17 protein-coding genes and 1 other RNA gene are annotated in these 15,952 nt (G+C 73.7%); 11 read left to right on the forward strand and 7 right to left on the reverse strand.

The window, feature by feature from the left end; translation table 11 throughout:
• The first annotated feature begins 69 nt into the window (after positions 1–69).
• Complete coding sequence (locus OIM89_RS22640) at positions 70–1,623, forward strand: MFS transporter (RefSeq protein WP_264491584.1); 1,554 nt, start codon at positions 70–72, stop codon at positions 1,621–1,623.
• 252 nt (positions 1,624–1,875) lie between these two features.
• Here OIM89_RS22640 and OIM89_RS22645 read toward each other — a convergent pair whose 3' ends face one another.
• Both OIM89_RS22645 and OIM89_RS22650 read right to left on the reverse strand, forming a co-directional pair.
• Complete coding sequence (locus OIM89_RS22645; RefSeq protein ID WP_175510532.1) at positions 1,876–2,040, reverse strand: hypothetical protein; 165 nt, start codon at positions 2,038–2,040, stop codon at positions 1,876–1,878.
• 46 nt (positions 2,041–2,086) lie between these two features.
• Positions 2,087–3,196: a hypothetical protein gene (locus OIM89_RS22650; RefSeq protein ID WP_030698454.1), complete on the reverse strand. Its 1,110-nt coding sequence runs from the start codon at positions 3,194–3,196 to the stop codon at positions 2,087–2,089.
• Between the two features lie 263 nt (positions 3,197–3,459).
• On the opposite strand from OIM89_RS22650, the gene OIM89_RS22655 reads away from it, so the two are divergent.
• The 3 genes from OIM89_RS22655 to OIM89_RS22665 are packed head-to-tail and all read left to right on the forward strand — an operon-like array spanning position 3,460 to position 6,175.
• Positions 3,460–4,326, forward strand: coding sequence for a Nif3-like dinuclear metal center hexameric protein (locus OIM89_RS22655; RefSeq protein ID WP_078858013.1), 867 nt, complete (start codon positions 3,460–3,462; stop codon positions 4,324–4,326).
• Positions 4,323–5,066, forward strand: coding sequence for a zinc ribbon domain-containing protein (locus tag OIM89_RS22660; RefSeq protein WP_225930555.1), 744 nt, complete (start codon positions 4,323–4,325; stop codon positions 5,064–5,066). Before OIM89_RS22655 ends, OIM89_RS22660 begins: the two co-directional genes overlap by 4 nt.
• Entirely contained in the window at positions 5,066–6,175 is a 1,110-nt protein-coding gene (locus OIM89_RS22665; RefSeq protein WP_030698457.1) for a bifunctional RNase H/acid phosphatase, read from the forward strand. The genes OIM89_RS22660 and OIM89_RS22665 overlap by 1 nt, the downstream gene beginning before the upstream one ends.
• A 67-nt stretch (positions 6,176–6,242) precedes the next feature.
• On the opposite strand, the gene OIM89_RS22670 is transcribed toward OIM89_RS22665, so the two are convergent.
• From OIM89_RS22670 to yaaA, 3 genes are all read right to left on the reverse strand, one after another.
• A complete protein-coding gene (locus OIM89_RS22670; RefSeq protein ID WP_023419677.1) occupies positions 6,243–6,371 on the reverse strand; it encodes an LPFR motif small protein in 129 nt (42 codons plus the stop codon).
• Between the two features lie 98 nt (positions 6,372–6,469).
• Positions 6,470–7,120, reverse strand: coding sequence for a bifunctional 4-hydroxy-2-oxoglutarate aldolase/2-dehydro-3-deoxy-phosphogluconate aldolase (gene eda, locus OIM89_RS22675; RefSeq protein ID WP_264491585.1), 651 nt, complete (start codon positions 7,118–7,120; stop codon positions 6,470–6,472).
• 79 nt (positions 7,121–7,199) lie between these two features.
• Complete coding sequence (yaaA, locus tag OIM89_RS22680; RefSeq protein ID WP_030698459.1) at positions 7,200–8,006, reverse strand: peroxide stress protein YaaA; 807 nt, start codon at positions 8,004–8,006, stop codon at positions 7,200–7,202.
• A gap of 134 nt (positions 8,007–8,140) precedes the next feature.
• On the opposite strand from yaaA, the gene rnpB reads away from it, so the two are divergent.
• Together rnpB and OIM89_RS22690 are read left to right on the forward strand one after the other, a co-directional pair.
• Positions 8,141–8,542: RNase P RNA component class A (rnpB, locus tag OIM89_RS22685), an RNA gene on the forward strand.
• Positions 8,543–9,796: 1,254 nt separating this feature from the next.
• On the forward strand, positions 9,797–10,138 hold the full coding sequence (locus OIM89_RS22690) for an RICIN domain-containing protein (protein WP_078858014.1): 342 nt from the start codon (positions 9,797–9,799) through the stop codon (positions 10,136–10,138).
• 55 nt (positions 10,139–10,193) lie between these two features.
• Here the strand turns inward: OIM89_RS22690 and OIM89_RS22695 are convergent, their stop codons facing one another.
• Positions 10,194–10,529 carry a hypothetical protein gene (locus tag OIM89_RS22695; RefSeq protein WP_229360119.1) on the reverse strand — a complete coding sequence of 112 codons (336 nt, stop codon included), beginning with the start codon at positions 10,527–10,529 and terminating at the stop codon, positions 10,194–10,196.
• Between the two features lie 117 nt (positions 10,530–10,646).
• Between OIM89_RS22695 and OIM89_RS22700 the strand changes: the two genes are divergently transcribed.
• From OIM89_RS22700 to OIM89_RS22720, 5 genes are all read left to right on the forward strand, one after another.
• Positions 10,647–11,480: a hypothetical protein gene (locus OIM89_RS22700; protein ID WP_195731099.1), complete on the forward strand. Its 834-nt coding sequence runs from the start codon at positions 10,647–10,649 to the stop codon at positions 11,478–11,480.
• Positions 11,481–11,576: 96 nt separating this feature from the next.
• Positions 11,577–12,143 carry an NADPH-dependent FMN reductase gene (locus tag OIM89_RS22705; protein ID WP_030698463.1) on the forward strand — a complete coding sequence of 189 codons (567 nt, stop codon included), beginning with the start codon at positions 11,577–11,579 and terminating at the stop codon, positions 12,141–12,143.
• A gap of 3 nt (positions 12,144–12,146) precedes the next feature.
• The gene (locus OIM89_RS22710) at positions 12,147–12,488 is read left to right on the forward strand and encodes a winged helix-turn-helix transcriptional regulator (protein WP_030698464.1); all 342 of its coding nucleotides are present in this window, start codon (positions 12,147–12,149) and stop codon (positions 12,486–12,488) included.
• 71 nt (positions 12,489–12,559) lie between these two features.
• Positions 12,560–13,555 (forward strand): Acg family FMN-binding oxidoreductase, encoded by a 996-nt coding sequence (locus OIM89_RS22715; RefSeq protein ID WP_047471082.1) that lies wholly within the window; start codon positions 12,560–12,562, stop codon positions 13,553–13,555.
• Positions 13,556–13,628: 73 nt separating this feature from the next.
• On the forward strand, positions 13,629–13,859 hold the full coding sequence (locus tag OIM89_RS22720) for a hypothetical protein (protein WP_229360120.1): 231 nt from the start codon (positions 13,629–13,631) through the stop codon (positions 13,857–13,859).
• On the opposite strand, the gene OIM89_RS22725 is transcribed toward OIM89_RS22720, so the two are convergent.
• A complete protein-coding gene (locus tag OIM89_RS22725) occupies positions 13,856–15,916 on the reverse strand; it encodes a propionyl-CoA synthetase (RefSeq protein WP_264491586.1) in 2,061 nt (686 codons plus the stop codon). The two genes, OIM89_RS22720 and OIM89_RS22725, sit on opposite strands and share 4 nt — an antisense overlap.
• Positions 15,917–15,952: the final 36 nt, after the last annotated feature.

The raw sequence follows: 15,952 nt of genomic DNA on the forward strand, positions 1-15,952 counted from the left end.
GTGGTCCCTTGTCCCGGTCTCCCTCTTTCTCGGTGTACGGGCCACGCCCGGCCTGCGACCATGACAGGCATGGCCGACCACCCTCTCCCCGATTCCGCGCGCGCCGCGGGCCGCCGTACCCCTCCGACCTGGGCGGTTCTCCTCGCCGTCTGCGCCGGGCAGTTCCTCGTCGTGCTCGACGTCTCCGTCGTCAACGTCGCGCTGCCCTCGATGCGCGAGGACCTGGCGCTGAGCGCCACGGGCCTCCAGTGGGTGGTCAACGCCTACTCCATCGCCTTCGCCGGGTTCATGCTCTTCGGCGGCCGGGCCGGGGACCTGTACGGCCGCAAGCGGATGTTCCTCGTCGGCCTCGCCGTCTTCACCGCCGCCTCGCTGGCCGGGGGAGTGGCCCAGGAGGGCTGGCAACTCCTCGCCGCCCGTGCCGTCCAGGGTCTGGGCGCCGCCGTCCTCGCCCCCTCCACGCTCACCCTCCTCACCTCCGCCGTCCCGGAGGGCCCCGCCCGGGCCCGCGCCATCGGCACCTGGTCGGCGGTGGGCGCCGGCGGCGGCGCGGCGGGCGGCCTGGTCGGCGGGGTGCTCACCGACGGCCTGTCCTGGCGCTGGGTCCTCCTCATCAACGTCCCCATCGGCATCGCCGTCCTCGCCGCCGCGGCCCGCTGGCTCACCGAGAGCCGCGCCACCACCGGCCGCCGCCTCGACCTGCCCGGCGCCGTCCTCGTCACGGCCGGCCTCGCCGTCCTCGCCTACGGCATCGCCGAGACCGAGGCCCAGGGCTGGGAGGCCCCTGGCACCCTGGTCGCCCTCGTGGTCGCCGTCCTGCTGATCCTCGGTTTCCTTCTGGTCGAGGCCCGTTCCCGCGCCCCGCTGATGCCGCTGAAGCTCTTCCGCGTCCGCTCGGTCTCCGCCGCCAACGCCGTCATGATCATCAGCGGCGCCGCGATGATGGGCATGTGGTTCTTCATGACCCTGTACGCCCAGAACGTACTCGGCTACTCCCCGCTCCTCGCCGGCCTGGCCCTGATCCCCAGCTCCCTCGCCGTCGTCTCCGGCGCCAAACTCGCGCCCGTGCTGATGCGCTCCCTGGGCGCCCGCCCGGTGGTCCTCCTCGGTACCGCCGTGGCCGCCGCCGGGTTCGGCTGGCAGTCGACGATGCGGGCGGACGGCACCTTCCTCGGTGACATCCTGGGCCCCGGCATCGTCATGATGGCCGGCGCCGGCCTCGCCGGAACCCCGCTCGCCTCCCTCGCCGTCTCCGGCGCCGACCCGCGCGACGCCGGACTGGTCTCCGGCCTCATCAACACCTCCCGCACCATGGGCGGGGCCCTGGGCCTCGCCATCCTCTCGACCGTCGCCGCCTCCGCCACCGCGGGCGCCGACGCCCCCGAGGCCCTCACCGACGGCTACGCCCTCGCCTTCCGCACCGCCGCCGTCATGCTCGCCGGCGCCTTCCTCCTCGGCCTGCTCTGGCTCCCCCGCGAACGCCGCCGGACCTCCACCACGGCCCCCGCCGCCTCGGGCCCGCCCACCACGGACCAGGCGACCCAGGAGGAACCGCCCGGCATCAACCCCACGGCGGCCCGTGGCGACACCCCGGGAGCCGCGCCCCTGCGCCAGGAAGGCTGACCGCTGGGGAGTTCCCTCGATCCCGTCCGCACGAGCGGCCCGGGGCGGCGTCCTGGCGGGCGCCGCCCCGGGCCGCCCTCAGAGCCACCCCTGGGGCAGAGGCGCATGTACGGACTCCGGCAGGACAAATGTCACCGACGACCGCCCGCCTGCTCGGCGGACGGAAGTGCCCCTGGACAGACGGAAGTGCCCCGGCCGAATCGGCCGGGGCACTTCACGTACGCGTCTCCGCGAGGACGCCCGCGGGCGGGCTCAGGCCGCCTCGGCCTCCTGGCTCGCGGACGGCTTGCGGTGACGGCCCTTCGGGGCCGCACCCTCGTCGTTCCCTGCGGCCGGGCCACGGTGCTTTCCGGCGCCCGGTGCGGGCTCCTGGACGTGCGGTGGCGTGGCCTCGTGCTCCGTGCTGGTCCTGGTCATGGACAACTCACCCCGTAATGCGGTTGATCTTTACAGCCGGGCGAGTTTAACCAACTGCCGCACGCCCCGTCAGCGGAGCGTGCTGGAGCGGCACCGGGCGCGCCGCCGGAGGGGATTCCGCTTCCGGCTCCTCGGGAGCCAGATCCTCCACAGGTTCCGAGGCCGAGGCGGGGAAGGGCACATCGGCCACGCCGCACGGCACGTTCCGGGTGGCGTACGGAAGTCGCAGGACGCCCGCGCGTGTCCAGCGGCCCGCGCCGGCCAGCCACCCCTCCGGCGGCGTCAGCCCCACCACGTGCCGGCTGGTCGGGCGCCACAGGCCGATCCCGGTTCCCCCCGGCCCGTCCATCCGCAGCGCGACCGCGCACGCCTCCGGGGTGAGGAGCTGCCCCGGCTGGACCGCGAACGGCGTCAGCAGCAGGTCGGGGGCGCGCAGACAGCGGGGGAAACGCACCGGCAGCATGCTGCCGAGCACCCCCCAGCCGATCCGGTCCTCGCCCGCCGCGTCGGAGCGGACCAGCAGCAGCCCGCTCTCCGGATCGGCCAGGAGCAGCCGGTCGTTGCTGCGCTCGGCGATCTGGAGCAGGGGAGTCGTTTCTCCACCCCGCTCCAGGTCCACCACCACGGTCTTCGTCACCCCGTCCCGCTCCTGGTCCAGCGCCAGCAGCCGGCCCGAGGTGTCCAGCCACGCCCCGCCCCCGCAGAACCCCGGCACCTCCGCCACGTGCTCCGGGCCGAAGGCGCCCCCGGCCACCCGCCACACCGCGGTGCTCGCCCCGCCGGGAGCCAGCGCGTAGGCCGTGGCCCCGTCTGGCGCCGCCGGGAGCAGCGACAGCGCGTCGCACTCCACCGAGCCGAGCGGGCGCTCCCCGGTCTGCCGTCCGGTCGCGGGTCCGGTCGCCGGGCCCGTCGGATAGAGCAGCGAGAACGTGTGCAGGCCCGCCGGCGTCCGGTGGATCAGTACCTGCCCGTCGGCCAGCGGCAGCACCTCCGTGCCCGGTTCCTCCGGCTGGTTCCCGGCGAGGGCGACGGCGTACGGCTCCGGGCCGAACGTCCAGCGCTCCGGGTACCAGGAGGGCCCCTCCCTGGTCAGCCGTGCCGCGTACGAGCCGTCGGCGGCGAACACGCATCCGGCCGGGACCGCGTCGGCCCCCACCCGTACCGCCGTCCCCGCCTCCGCCGTGGCACCGCTCTCCCCGGTATCAGGGGGAGCACTGTCGATGGCACAAACACCCGTAGTCATCGGGCCGTCACCTCCGGCGACGAAGCTAGTGACCCCGTGCGCCCCGAGGGCACCGTTTATCTCCCCGATTCACCCCAAAGAGTGGCCGCGTCCCGCGCGGCCGCCGACAGCCGGCGGAGAGGGGAGAGTCCCACCGGCAGCCGTAGTGCGCCCGGCCCCCAGGTAGCCTTGGCCCCGTGCCCCGCCTCTCAGAAGTCCTCACCGCCCTGGACGCCCTCTGGCCCCGTTCCCTGGCCGAGCAGTGGGACGCGGTCGGCACGGTCTGCGGAGACCCGGAGGCCGAGATCAGCCGCGTCCTCTTCGCCGTCGACCCCGTGCAGGAGGTCGCCGACGAGGCGATCCGTCTCGGCGCCGATCTCCTCGTCACCCACCACCCCCTGTACCTGCGGGGCACCACCACGGTGGCCGCCGACACCTTCAAGGGGCGCGTCGTCCACAGCCTGATCAAGAACGACGTCGCCCTGCACGTCGCCCACACCAACGCCGACCGCGCCGACCCCGGCGTCTCGGACGCCCTGGCGGGCGCGCTCGGCCTGCGCGTGGTGGGCCCCCTGGTCCCCGACCCGGAGGACCCGCACGGCCGCCGCGGCCTCGGCCGGATCTGCGAGCCGGCCCACCCCATGACGCTGGCGGAGTTCACGGCGCTGGCCGCCGAGCGCCTGCCCGCCACCGCGCAGGGCGTCCGCGCCACCGGCGACCCCGAGGCCCCGCTCACCCGGATCGCGGTGAGCGGCGGCTCCGGCGACAGCCTCTTCGACGACGTCCGGGCCGCCGGTGTGGACGCCTTCCTCACCGCCGACCTGCGCCACCACCCCGCCTCCGAGGCCGCCCAGCGGCCCGGCGCCCCCGCGCTGATCGACGCGGCGCACTGGGCCACCGAATGGCCCTGGTGCGAACTGGCCGCCACCCAGCTCGACGCGGTCTCCGAACGCCACGGCTGGGGCCTGCGGACCTTCGTCTCGGCGACGGTCACCGACCCCTGGACCGCCCACGCGGCGTCCGCCCCCTCTGTTTCCCACGAATCCTCTGGAGCCCCCAACTGAACGCCGCGCCCGCCGACCAGATCCGCCTCCTGGACGTCCAGGAACTCGACACCCGCCTCGCCCAGCTCGCCCACAAGCTGTCGGGCCTGCCCGAGCACGCCGAGATCGAGTCGCTCACCAAGGACCTCGCCCAGCTCCGGGACCTGCTCGTCGCCTCCCAGACCGAGGAGGGCGACTGCGGACGCGAGCAGACCAAGGCCGAGCAGGACGTCGACCAGGTCCGCCAGCGTGCCGCCCGCAACCAGCAGCGCCTGGACTCCGGCGCCGTCTCCTCCCCGAAGGACCTGGAGAGCCTGCAGAGCGAGATCGCCTCGCTCGCCAAGCGCCAGGGCGACCTGGAGGAGATCGTCCTGGAGATCATGGAGCGCCGCGAGGCCGCCCAGGAGCGCGTCGGCGAGCTGACCGAGCGCGCCGCCTCCGTGCAGACCCGCATCGACGAGGCGACCGCCCGCCGCGACGCCGCCGCCGCCGAGCTGGAGGCCGAGGTGGCCACCGCCACCAAGGAGCGCGCCGTGGTCGCCGGTTCCGTCCCGGCCGACCTGCTCGCCCTCTACGACAAGCTCCGCGCCCAGCAGGGCGGCGTGGGCGCGGCCCGCCTCTACCAGCGCCGCTGCGAGGGCTGCCGCCTGGAGCTGAACATCACCGAGGTCAACGAGGTGAAGGCGGCCGCCCCCGACACCGTGCTGCGCTGCGAGAACTGCCGCCGCATCCTCGTCCGTACGGCCGACTCGGGCGTCTGATGCGGCAGTTCGCCGTCGAGGCGGACGGCGGGTCCCGGGGCAACCCGGGGCCCGCGGGGTACGGCGCCGTGGTGGTCGACGCCGCCACCGGCGAGACCCTCACCGAGACCGCCGGGTTCCTCGGCACCGTCACCAACAACACCGCCGAGTACCGCGGCCTGATCGCCGGACTCCGCGCCGCCCGCGACCTCGACCCCGAGGCGCGGGTCGAGGTCCGCATGGACTCCCGGCTCGTCGTCGAGCAGATGGCGGGCCGCTGGCGGATCAAACACCCCGGCCTGCGGGAACTGGCCGCCGAGGCCGCCGGAATCCTGCCGCCGGACCAGGTCACCTACACCTGGATTCCCCGGGCCGAGAACCAGCACGCCGACCGCCTCGCCAACGAGGCCATGGACGCGGGTGTCCGCGGCGAGCGGTGGAACCCGGCCGCCTCCACGGCCGACCTCCCCGCGCCGGCGCCGCCCCCGGCCGCCGCCCCGCCGGACCTCTCCACCCCCACCACCTTCGTGCTGCTGCGCCACGGCGAGACCGCGCTCACCCCCGAGAAGCGGTTCTCCGGCAGCGGCGGCAGCGATCCCGCGCTCTCCGAGGCGGGCCGCCGCCAGGCAGCCCGTACCGCCGAGGCGCTCGCCGCGCGCGGCACCGTCGAGGCCGTCGTCAGCTCCCCGCTGCTGCGGTGCCGGCAGACCGCCGAGGCCGTCGCCGGCCGGCTCGGACTGCCCGTCGCCGTGGACGAGGGGCTGCGCGAAACCGCGTTCGGTGCCTGGGAGGGGCTGACCTTCGGCGAGGTCCGCGAGAGCTGGCCCGAGGAGCTGAACGCCTGGCTCGCCTCACCCGACGTGGCCCCGGCCGGCGGCGAGTCCTTCGCCGAGGTGGCGGCCCGCGTAGCCGAGACCCGCGACCGGCTCCGCGCCGCCCACGCCGGGCGTACGGTCCTGCTGGTCAGCCACGTCACCCCGGTCAAGACGCTGGTACGGCTGGCGCTCGGCGCGCCCTGGCAGGCCCTGTTCCGCATGGAGCTGGCCGCCGCCTCGCTCTCGGAGATCGCCTGCTACGCCGACGGGAACGCCTCCGTCCGCCTCCTCAACGACACCGGTCACCTGCGCTGATCCTCCCCGCACACGACGCTGCCCCGGACCCCTCCTGAAAGGGGTCCGGGGCAGCGCCGTGTGCGGCTCAGTGGTGGCCGTGGGCCGTGCGTGAGGCACCGCCGAAGAGGCGGGCGACCGCGCGGAACGGCAGGGTGACGACGGTGGCGACCGCACCGCCGATCTGACGGAAAACGTCTCCGATGGCCTTCAGCATGCGTGCTCCTCCGTTCGGTCTCCGACTGGCGGCCGGGGCGCCGGAAAGCGCCGGACCTGGCGCGTACCCCTGCCCCCGGGGAGCGAAACGGGCACCGTTCAGCGCAGCCCGGACGCCTCGCGCGCCAGCCGCTCCACCCGGTCCCAGTCCTTCGCCGCGACCGCCTCGGCCGGGAGCATCCAGGAACCGCCGACGCAGCCGACGTTGGGCAGCGCCAGGTAGGCCGGGGCGTTGGCGGGGGACACCCCGCCGGTCGGGCAGAACCGCGCCTGCGGCAGCGGCCCGGCCAGCGACTTCAGATAGGCCGCGCCGCCCGCCGCCTCGGCCGGGAAGAACTTCATCTCGCGCACCCCGCGCTCCAGCAGCGCCAGCACCTCCGACGCCGTCGAGACCCCCGGCAGGAACGGCACCCCCGACGCCTTCATCGAGGCCAGCAGCGTCTCGCTGCAGGCCGGGCTGACCAGGAAGCGGGCCCCCGCCGCGACCGCCGCGTCCACCGTCTCCGGCGACACCACGGTCCCGGCGCCCACCACGGCTTCCGGCACCTCGGCGCCGATGGCGCGGACGGCGTCCAGCGCCCCGGCCGTCCGCAGCGTCACCTCGACCGCGCGCAGCCCGCCCGCCACCAGCGCCCGCGCCAGCGGCACCGCGTCGGCCGGGTCGTCCACGACCACCACGGGAAGGACGGGGGCCAGCTCCAGAACGGAGTCGGTGACGGGGGTGGGGGAGGGCGACGGCGTAGGGCTCATGGGCCCATGATGACGGGCCGTACGCACACTGCGCAAAGCCCGTTGCGTACTCTGCAACGCGTGCGTGCCGGGAGCGCGCTCAGCGCCCGTGGACGTCGGTCACCACCACGTCCAGCGCCCACGCCGCCCCCGCCTTCTCCGGCTCGCGCGCCTCCACCACGTACCCCAGCTCCCGCAACGCGTCCACCAGCTCCGACGGACCCTCCGGCTCCGCCCCGGACGCCAGCAGGTCGCGGGTCAGCCGCCCCTTGGTCGCCTTGTTGAAGTGGCTCACCACCGACCGCTTCTCCACGCCGCCGACCATCCGCGCGTGCAGCACCCGCACCGTCGCCGTACGCTCCGCCACCTCGCCCTTCGGCTTCCACGCCCCCGCATACGCCGCCGAACGCAGGTCCAGCACCAGCCCCGACCCGGCCACGCCGGGCAGCACCTCGGCCATCGCCCCGCGCCAGTGCGCCGCCAGCGCCCCGAGCCCCGGCAGCTTCACCCCCATCGAGCAGCGGTACGAGGGGATCGCGTCGCCCGGCCGCACCGCGCCCCACAGCCCCGAGAAGACCAGCAGCGACCGCTGCGCCCGCCGCGCCGCCGCCTCGTCGAGGGTGGCCAGGCCCAGCGCGTCGTAGAGCACTCCGGTGTAGATCTCCCCGGCCGGGCGGGTTCCGGCGGTCCGCAGCTCCACGTTCTTGCCGATCTCGCCGCGCAGCCCCTCGCTGAGCCCGAGGACGGTCCGCGCCCTCTCCTCGTCGGCGGCGCACAGCTCCACCAGCTCACCCAGGACCGCTTCCCGGGCCGCGGTGAGCTCCGGCAGCGACAGTTCCTCCAGCTTCAGCGGCGAGCCCTGCCCCGAGGCGGCCTTCCCCTCGGACGGCGGCAGCAGCACGAGCACGATGTGACTCCTTCGGCGACGACAGACCCCAGGCGCGGCCCGCCAGGGCCGCCCCGGCCAGCGTAATGGGCCGCTCGCACGGGCCGCGCCGCGCTCACCGCCACGGCCTGCGGGTACCATGAACGCACGGCAGACGAGCCGGGCGGACGGCCGCGTGGAGATCCCCGGATCTCCCCGAGGAACGTCCGGGCTCCACAGAGCAGGGTGGTGGGTAACGCCCACCCGGGGTGACCCGCGGGACAGTGCCACAGAAAACAGACCGCCGGGGGCCTCGGCCCTCGGTAAGGGTGAAACGGTGGTGTAAGAGACCACCAGCGCCTGAGGTGACTCAGGCGGCTAGGTAAACCCCACCCGGAGCAAGGTCAAGAGGGGCCGCCGCGAGGCGGCCCTGCGCGGACGTTCGAGGGCTGCTCGCCCGAGTCCGCGGGTAGACCGCTCGAGGCCGGCAGCAATGCCGGTCCTAGATGGATGGCCGTCTCCCCGGAGGCCGCGAGGCCCCCGGGCGACAGAACCCGGCGTACAGCCCGACTCGTCTGCCGCCTCTCTCTTGAGTCCTTTGGCCTCCCCGGGGACGCACGATGCCGAAGCGCGCGGGCAGATGCGGATGCCCGACTGCGAGATCCGGGCCGGAGTCTGCACGTCCTTCGGCTTGAGTGGCGCCGCCAGTTGGAGGGCGAGGCGGAGAAGACAGCCAGCCGGCATTCCTGCGCACTCCAGAAATCAGGTGTTCCGGACGTGGCACCCGGCCCTTCGGAGGGGGACGTCGTGCGGGACGCTTCAGGCATGCTGAATGCGCGGCGGAGACGTTCAAGTCTGTCCGCGATTTCTGAGACATCCCGGGCGGTGTCGATACCGCGACCGCCAATCGGTTAGAAGGCCAACAACACTTGCAGCAAGGGAATGCGGGATCTCGACGTCCTGCCGGTGGGGCCGGCCCCCTACGTCGACTTCGGAGGGGCGCGGGTGGCGAGGGGCAACTCGATCGAATTACGGGCCGTTATGTGCTTCCACCGCATCAACTCGAGACTCGTTTCCAGGCCGGTCGGTGAAGCACGTCTGTCCGGGTAGTCCGTTTTCGATGCTTGATGGCAGCCCGTGCTGGCCAGGGCATACTCTACCGAATTTGCGATCACCCATTCCCGCGAATCGAACTGTGCCTCAGAGTGTGTTCTCGCTCGCGGTGCGCCGCCGTTCCCGGAAGAGCCGCGCGAGGTCTGCTTTTCGCCGCCATTCAGTATGGCGGCCGGAAGTCGGAGGTATGGGAAAGGTGTCGGATTGTCGATATCGGACCACTGTGTCGAGGTAGCCGGCGCGCCGTCGGCCACCCTTGTCCGGGACGCGAAGGGAAGGAGCGCGAGGCGGGCTTCTGGTACGCCGCGGTGAAGAGGGCTTCGCTCCGGCGGTGTGCTGCGGAGCCGGGCCATTGCGCCGACCGTCATCGCCACGCGTCATCCCCCGTGTTCAGGTCGACCTGATCGAGTGAAAGGTGACGCGAATGACAGTTGCGAGGCCGGCCGGAACGCAACTTTGTGTCCGCACCGCGCCGATTATTCCCTGACGCGCTGTGCGTCCGATGGGTCATGTACGTACAGAAACGAGGAACCTTTCCCGTGAAACGCTCGACCAACCGGCTTCTTCTCGTGCTCGGCCTGATCACGGCGCTACTCGGGGGATTGACTGCGGGCCCCGCCACCGCCGCCGACGACCCCCCCGCAGCGCATTGTCAATTATCAGACCGGCGGTAGTCTGATGCCGTACAACTTCGGAAACACCCCCGTGACGGCCTTCACATCGTCACCTACGATCCGTCCCGTACGCGCGGTGGCGATCACTGGACGTTCGAGTCTGTCGGGGGAGGCTCCAAGATCATTCGCAACACGAAGACCGGGAAGTGCCTCAAGCCGGGCAAGCCGTACGGCGGTAAGACCTCCGTGGAGCAGTGGACCTGCAACTACACCCCGGAGTTCCAGTGGCGGCTGACGCCCAGCGGCTTCGGCACGTGGAAGATCACCTCGGTTGCCTCGCGGCAGGCGCTGGCTCCCCTCCGTGGCAACCACACCTACGAGAGGGTGGTCCTGGAGCCGGACACGAACATCGCCAAGCAGCGGTGGTCCATCACGCCCCTCTACTGAGGCCGCTGACTCAGGGTTCTGACGTCATCGCGTGACGGCGGGCCATGGTGCCCCGTCACGGCTGTCCGGCCCCGCCGGTGTCCGTGAGGTCACCGCGGCCGGGACGGTGACCGGTCGTCCGCACACCGACGAGGCGGACTGCCGCCTCGTCCATGTCGACCCCCGCCCCGAACAGGTCCAGCTGCCCCGCCCCCGCCGCGCCCGCCCCCACCTCGAAGAGCAGCGGCTGCTCCCCGTCGGGCGGGGCCTGGCGGAGGCTGCCGGTGCAGCTGATCAGGAAGCCGGGGACACCGGAGGAGTCCGGCGGGTCGTGGCGGGCGAACTTGCCGGCCGGGGTGGCGACCGAGCGGTGGCAGACGGGGCAGGTCTGGCGCGGGTGGCGGTAGGACATGGGCCCAGGATGCCGCGTCCCGGTGACAGCGGGCGGCCCGCCCCCGGCGGAGGGGCCGGCTCCGCGCGCCGGTAGGTTGACGCCTCACCACCGCCCCGCACCGCTCCGGGAGTTCCCGTGCCGCAGCCCGCCCGCCCCCGCCTCCTGCTCGTCACCGACCTCAGCTACCCGGCGCGCGGCCGCCGGTACGGCGACGAGGACACCTGGCTCGCCGCCCGGCTGCGGGAGGAGTTCGACCTCGCCCTCTGCCACCCGCTGGACGCGCGGGCGCTGGCCGGCTCCTTCGACGCGGTCCTGGTCCGCAACAGCGGGCCGGTCCTGCCCCACCAGGAGGCGTGGGACGCCTTCCGCGCCCACGCCCTCACCACCGGCCTGCGCGTCTACAACCCGCTGACCGGCAAGGGGGACATGGCGGGTAAGGGGTACCTCCTCGACCTGACCGCCGCCGGCTACCCGGTCATCCCCACCGTCGACCGGGCGGAGGAGCTGCACCGGCTGCCCGAGGCGCCCTCGTACGTGGTCAAGCCGGTCGCCGGGGCCGACTCGACAGGGCTGGAGTTCCTGCCCCGCGAGGAGGTGGCCGCCCGGCTGGACGGCAGCGTGCTGGCCCAGCCGCGCGTCGACTTCCGGTACGAGGTGTCGTTCTTCTACGTCGACCGGGAGTTCCGGTACGCGCTGCACGCCCCGGGCCCCGGGCGCCGCTGGGAGCTGGTGCCCTACGAGGCGACCCCCGCCGACCTGGCCTTCGCCGGCCGTTTCGTCGAGTGGAACGGCCTCGCGCACGGGGTGACACGAGTCGACGCCTGCCGCACCCGCGAGGGGGAGCTGCTCCTCGTCGAGCTGGAGGACCTCAACCCGTACCTCTCCCTGGACCTGCTCGGAGAGGGGGAGCGGGAGGGGTTCGTGGCGGCGCTGACGCGGTCGCTCCAGAAGTTCATCGCTCAGGAATAACGAGTCGCTTTAGTTTCTTTAGTACCCTCGTGGGGTGCGGTGCTCAGCCGTGCCCGCGCCACCCGACTCCCGTTCGTCCGAGGAGAACCCCCGCGCATGTCGAAGCTCGAGATCATCATCGCCAGCACCCGCCCCGGCCGGATCGGCCCCACCGTCGCCGCCTGGGTGGAGGAGTACGCCCAGCGTCACGGCGGGTTCGACGAGATCGAGGTGGTGGACCTCGCCGAGGTCGGGCTGCCCTTCATGGACGAGCCGAACCACCCGCGCCTGGGTCAGTACACCCACGAGCACACCCGCCGCTGGAGCGCCAAGGTCTCCGAGGCGGACGCCTTCGTCTTCGTCATGCCGGAGTACAACTACGGCTTCAACGCCGAGCTGAAGAACGCCATCGACTTCCTGCACTCCGAGTGGGCGTACAAGCCGGTCGGCCTGGTCAGCTACGGCGGTGTCTCGGCCGGTACGCGCGCCGCGCAGATGATCAAGCAGGTGGTGACCACGCTGAAGATGACCCCGCTGAGCGAGGCCGTGTCCATCCCGTTCGCCATGCAGCTCGTCAAGGACGGCGCGCTGGAGGGCAACGACGCCATGGACGCCGGCGCCAAGGCCATGTTCGACGAGCTGGTCCGGGTCACCGAGGCCCTGCGACCGCTGCGGCAGAGCTGAGCCATGGACGACGTCCGGCCCGTCTGCGCACGGTTCCACCTCGCCATCGAGCTGATCGGCGCCCGGTGGACGGGGGCCATCCTGCGCGGCCTGTTCGCCGGACACCGGCAGTTCTCGCAGCTCCGCGCCTCGGTCCCGGGCATCAGCGACGCCATGCTCACGCAGCGGCTGCGCACGCTGGAGACCGAGGGGCTGGTCACCCGCGAGGTGACCGCCTCCTCACCGGTGCGCGTCGAGTACGCGCTGACCGAGAAGGGCCGCGCCCTCGAACCGGTCCTGGAGGCGGTCATCGCCTGGTCCCACCGGTGGGTCCCGGTGCCCGGTGAGGCCGCTCCCGAGGAGTGAGCGGACCGGGACCTTCGCCCCTGGAAGCCCTGCCGGGGCTGTCCTACCGTGGAAAGCGGGAGGCGATGACGATGACCCCGAGCCCGCACGCCACCGAAGCCACCGACGCCGCCGCGGTCACCGACGAGCGGCTGGAGGAGATGGTGCGCGACGCCTGTGCCGCGCCCTCCATGCACAACACCCAGCCCTGGGCGTACGTCTTCCACCGGCGCTCCGGCGTCCTGGAGCTGCTGGCCGACGCCGCGCGGACCCTTCCCGAGGAGGACCCGCGCCGCCGAGCCCTGCACATCGGCTGCGGCGCCGCCCTCTTCAACCTCCGGGTCGCCGCCGCCCGCGCCGGGCTGCACGCCTGGGTCTCGCCGCTGCCGCCCGCCACCGGCGGTGACGTGCTCGCCGCCGTACGGCTGCGGGCCGGCGAGGTCGAGCGGGAGGCCGCGACCCTCCACCCGGCCGTCGCCGAACGCCGCACCAACCGGGAGCCGTACGAGGAGACCCGCATCCCCGGGGTCGTCCGCGAGCAGCTCGGCCGCGCCGCCGCCTTCGAGCGGGCCCGGCTGGTCTTCCCCGAGGGCTGGCACTACCGCATGGTGCTCGACGTCCTCGCCGACGCCGAGGCCGGAGAGACCACCGTCCACCGCGCCGAGGAGGAGGCGTGGCTGCGCGCCGAGGAGGCGGCGGCCGACGGCATCCCCCGTAGCGCGCTCGGTCCCCGGAAGCGCGAGGGCGAAGCCTCGGTGCGGGAGTTCGGCGAGCGCCCCGACGGGCCGTGGGCCGACTTCGAGCGGGAGCCGCAGCTCGCCCTGCTCCTCACCCAGCGCGACGAGCCGGCCGACTGGCTCGCCGCCGGCCAGGCGCTCCAGCGGGTCCTGCTCACCGCGACCCGTGCCGGGCTCAGCGCCGCTCCCGTCACCCGGGCCCTGGAACACCCCTCGCTGCGCTGGCTGCTCCGCGACCCGTCCGAGGGCCCCGGCCACGTCCAGATGGTGCTGCGGATGGGATACGGCCCCTCGGTGCCGCTGAGCACCGGCCGCCGCACCCCCGACGAGGTCCTCACCTTCCGCGACTGAATTCGGCTCGTACGCCTGTTCGTGCACGATGGAGGGAGCAGCAGCCGACCGCCGGGGGGCGACGATGACCGCGATGACCAAGCTGTACTACCGCTTCGTGTACTGGAGACGCCGCCTCGGCCGCTCCGTTCGCCCGGCCCCCGGGCCGCGCCGCCCCGCCCCCGCGCGCGGGCAGCGCCTGCTCGCGGTGAAGCGGAGCGCGTACCGGCTGCGGCCCCTCTACGTCTTCGCGGTCATCGTGGCGATCGTGCTGGTCGTCTCCTATCTGCTGGCGGGCGCCGGGCGGGGCCCGCTGCCCTACTAGCCGCGCAGGACGCCGCGGAGCGCGTCCAGGACCGCCGGGTCCTCGATGGTGGAGGGGGCCGGCTCGTCGCGGCCGTCGGCCAGTGAGCGCATCGTCTTGCGGAGGATCTTGCCCGAGCGGGTCTTGGGCAGGGCCGGAACGATGTCGACCCGGCGGAAGGCGGCCACCGCGCCGATCTCCTCGCGCACCCGCGCCACCAGCTCGGACGCCAGCCGCTCCGGGTCCTCGCCCGCGCCGGCCTTCGGCACCACCAGGCCGCGCGGCAGCTGGCCCTTGAGCGGGTCGGCGGCGCCGATCACCGCGCACTCGGCCACCTCCGGGTGCCCGGCGAGGACCGCTTCGATGGCGCCGGTCGACAGCCGGTGCCCCGCCACGTTGATCACGTCGTCGGTCCGTCCCATCACGAAGAGGTAGCCGTCCTCGTCGAGGTAGCCGCCGTCCCCGGTCAGGTAGTACCCGGGGAAGGCGGAGAGGTACGAGGCCACGTACCGGTCGTCGTCGCCCCAGACCGTGGGCAGCGTCCCCGGCGGCAGCGGCAGCCGGATCGCGAGGGCGCCCTCCTCGCCCGCCGCGCACTCCTCGCCGTCGGCCCGCAGCACCCGTACGTCGTAGCCCGGGACGGGTACCGTCGGCGAGCCCGGCTTCAGCGGCAGCGGCTCCAGCCCCATCGGGTCGGCCGCGACCGGCCACCCGGTCTCGGTCTGCCACCAGTGGTCGATCACCGGCACGCCGAGCTTCCCGCCCGCCCAGTGGTAGGTGTCCGGGTCGAGCCGCTCCCCGGCGAGGAAGAGGTGGCGCAGCGAGGAGGTGTCGTACGCGTCGAGCAGCGCGGCCTCCGGGTCGGCCTTGCGGATGGCGCGGAAGGCGGTGGGCGCCGTGAAGAGGGTCGACACCCGGTGGTCGGCGACCACCCGCCAGAACGCGCCCGCGTCCGGGGTGCCGACCGGCTTGCCCTCGTACAGCACGGTGGTGGCGCCGAGGAGCAGCGGGCCGTAGACGATGTAGGAGTGGCCGACCACCCAGCCGACGTCCGAGGCGGTCCAGAAGACGTCGCCGGGGGAGGCGTCGTAGATGTTCCGCATCGACCAGAGCAGGGCCACCGCGTGGCCGCCGTTGTCGCGGACGATGCCCTTGGGGCGGCCGGTGGTGCCCGAGGTGTACAGCACGTAGAGCGGGTCGGTGGCGGCGACCGGCACCGGGCCGGCGGGGAGCGCGTCGGCCATCAGCTCCGCCCAGTCCAGGTCCCGCCCGGCCACCAGGTCCGCGGTGAGTCGCTCGCGCTGGAGCACGACGCACCGCTCGGGGGCGTGCGCGGCCAGTTCCAGGGCGCGGTCGAGGATCGGGTGGTAGGCGACGACCCGGGAGGGCTCGATGCCGCAGGAGGCGGCGACGACCACCTTCGGCCGTACGTCGTCGATCCGCACCGCCAGTTCGGAGGCGGCGAACCCGCCGAACACCACCGAGTGGACGGCGCCGAGCCGCGCACAGGCCAGCATCGCCACCACTGCCTCGGGCACCATCGGCAGGTAGATCACCACACGGTCGCCCTTCTCCACCCCCAGCCCGCGCAGCACCCCGGCGAACCGTGCGGTCTCGTCGAGGAGTTCGGCGTAGGTCAGGGTCCGCCGGGAGCCGGTCACCGGCGAGTCGTGGATCAGCGCCGGCTGCTCGCCCCGGCCCAGCGCCACGTGCCGGTCCAGGGCGTTGGCGCAGGTGTTCATCTCGCCCCCGGAGAACCAGCGGTACAGCGGCGCCGCCTCCGCGTCCAGCACCCGCTCCGGCTCCCGGGACCAGGTCACCTCCCGGGCGGCCTCGCCCCAGAAGCGCTCGGGGTCGGTGAGGCTCAGCTCATACGCCTCGCGGTACGTGCTCATCGGGCACCGTGGCCTTTCGGGGAGCCCGGGCGGCGGGCGCCGGACCGGGGTGGTCGGATGGGGCGCGATGGTAGGGGGCGACGCCGGTCGGGGGAAGACCCTGAACGGCCCTGATCTGCACCGATGCCCCAGTTCGGGGGCGTCAGGCCCCGCCCTCCCGTGCTCCGCGTGATCGGCGGTCACCCCGGAGGCGGCCGCGTATGCGGCGTGTGCGGCCGG

Source organism: Streptomyces sp. BI87 (genome assembly GCF_025957665.1).
Taxonomy (GTDB): Bacteria; Actinomycetota; Actinomycetes; order Streptomycetales; family Streptomycetaceae; genus Streptomyces; species Streptomyces albidoflavus.

Bases quoted from the DNA above. Each gene is read 5' to 3' on its own strand.
- OIM89_RS22640 (WP_264491584.1), top strand. From the start codon at position 70: ATGGCCGACCACCCTCTCCCCGATTCCGCGCGCGCCGCGGGCCGCCGT.
- OIM89_RS22645 (WP_175510532.1), bottom strand. From the start codon at position 2,040: ATGACCAGGACCAGCACGGAGCACGAGGCCACGCCACCGCACGTCCAG.
- OIM89_RS22665 (WP_030698457.1), top strand. From the start codon at position 5,066: ATGCGGCAGTTCGCCGTCGAGGCGGACGGCGGGTCCCGGGGCAACCCG.
- OIM89_RS22670 (WP_023419677.1), bottom strand. From the start codon at position 6,371: ATGCTGAAGGCCATCGGAGACGTTTTCCGTCAGATCGGCGGTGCGGTC.
- eda (WP_264491585.1), bottom strand. From the start codon at position 7,120: ATGAGCCCTACGCCGTCGCCCTCCCCCACCCCCGTCACCGACTCCGTT.
- OIM89_RS22695 (WP_229360119.1), bottom strand. From the start codon at position 10,529: ATGTCCTACCGCCACCCGCGCCAGACCTGCCCCGTCTGCCACCGCTCG.
- OIM89_RS22705 (WP_030698463.1), top strand. From the start codon at position 11,577: ATGTCGAAGCTCGAGATCATCATCGCCAGCACCCGCCCCGGCCGGATC.
- OIM89_RS22710 (WP_030698464.1), top strand. From the start codon at position 12,147: ATGGACGACGTCCGGCCCGTCTGCGCACGGTTCCACCTCGCCATCGAG.
- OIM89_RS22715 (WP_047471082.1), top strand. From the start codon at position 12,560: ATGACCCCGAGCCCGCACGCCACCGAAGCCACCGACGCCGCCGCGGTC.
- OIM89_RS22720 (WP_229360120.1), top strand. From the start codon at position 13,629: ATGACCAAGCTGTACTACCGCTTCGTGTACTGGAGACGCCGCCTCGGC.